The sequence below is a fragment of the Polaribacter sp. genome (assembly GCF_965656025.1).
In the GTDB taxonomy this organism is placed as follows: domain Bacteria; phylum Bacteroidota; class Bacteroidia; order Flavobacteriales; family Flavobacteriaceae; genus Polaribacter.
Window position 1 is genome coordinate 6141 of the sequence record NZ_CBFHJT010000068.1, and the last position, 1667, is coordinate 7807.

General features: G+C 29.4%; 2 protein-coding genes. Both read right to left on the reverse strand.

All coding sequences use genetic code 11. The features are described 5' to 3' along the window. Nucleotides 1-924, reverse strand: a 924-nt coding sequence (locus ACTG3S_RS11875) for a glyceraldehyde 3-phosphate dehydrogenase NAD-binding domain-containing protein (RefSeq protein WP_439129564.1), incomplete at its 3' end; no start/stop codon positions are given. Between the two features lie 139 nt (nt 925-1063). Further along, the coding region (locus ACTG3S_RS11880; protein ID WP_439129565.1) for a S1C family serine protease at nt 1064-1667 on the reverse strand (604 nt) is incomplete at its 5' end.

Below are 1667 nucleotides of genomic sequence, written 5' to 3' on the forward strand. Positions count from 1 at the left end.
GTAATTATCTTCTATCACTTTTAATATAGGTGATATAGCATTGGTTGTACATGATGCTGCAGAAAAAATAGCTACGTTGTCTGGATTGTACTGTTGATGGTTTACACCATGTACGATGTTTGGTACACCTTTACCTGGAGCAGTTAATAATACTTTGCTTGCTCCTTTTGCTTTTAAGTGTCTTTCTAGAGCTTCTTTATCTCTAAAAGCCCCAGTATTGTCTATAATTAATGCTTTGTTGATACCATATTTTGTGTAATCTATATCTTCTGGTTTATTTGCAGAAATTAGATGAACTGTCGTTCCGTTAATTATCAATGCATTATTTTCTACATCTGTACTTACTGTGCCCAAAAAATCTCCATGAACAGAATCTATTTTTAATAAAGAGGCCCTTTTTTCTAAAACTGTTTCATTAATCTCTCCTCGAGTTACTATAGCTCTTAAACGTAGTTGAGAACCTTTGCCCATTTTAGTCATTAGTTCTCTTGCCAGCAAACGCCCAATTCTACCAAAACCATATAAAACCACATCTTTTGGCTCTATATTTTTTGCTTCTTTTATGTTTTTTAATTGTTTTTTTACAAAGGCAACTTTATCTGCACATAGTTTCGCATTTAAATAACATTCGTAAGCTAGTTTACCAATATCTAATTTTGATGATGGCAAATCTATTTGCTGAATGGCTTTTGCAATTTCTAAAGCATCTATAATTGTAATTGGTTTGCTTACAAACTCTCTTGTATAATCTATTAAGTTTAAAACTTCGCTGGCTCTTTTATCAACCAAAGTATTTCTAAACATTACCAATTCTATGGCTTTATCGTACCATAAATCGTTTACAATATTGATAAATTGTACAGTAGCTCTTCTTGTTTGCGCTTGCGATAAAACTTCTTTGTTATAATCTATAATTGTCGACATTGTTTTGTAACTATTATTTAAAATTTTCGGCAAAAGTATTTCTTTTTTTTACAATACGAAATCGATTTCGTAAAAATTTTTAAAATAAAAAAAATCCAGATTGTAAAATCTGGATTTTAGTGTTTGTGTTTTTTATTAATTATCTAATTGCGTAACGCTCTCTTTCTCCTTTTAAATTGATAACTTCTAAATAAACGGGTTCGTTTCTACTAGAAGTATAATCTAATATTTTAGAAGCTTCTGAGGCATTCGAAACCTCTTTTTTATTTATTTTGGTGATGATAAAACCTTCTTTAACTCCATAATAATCCAAATATTTGTTGGCATTTTTATAAATTTTTACACCTTTAGAGATATCATATTTCTTTAAATCTTTCTTAGATAAATCTTTTAAAATAATTCCAAATGCACTAGAGACAAAAGTGTCTTTTTTACTTAATTTTACATTTTTTGTTATAAAGGCTCCATCTCTATTTACTGTAATATTTACAGATTCTCCTGGTCTTTTTGCTGTTAACTGACCTCTTAATTCAGAATATTTAGAAATTTTAACGTTGTTTACCTGAGTAATAATGTCACCTGATTGTAAACCAGCATTTTCTGCTCCACCATCTTCTGCAACAGATTCAATTTTAACTCCATCAATATCTTTTTCTTGATTATTTATATTAATCCCTAAAATTGCTTCTTGTACAGCCCCAAACTCTAAAATATCATCTATAATTTTTTTAGCGATGTTAGAG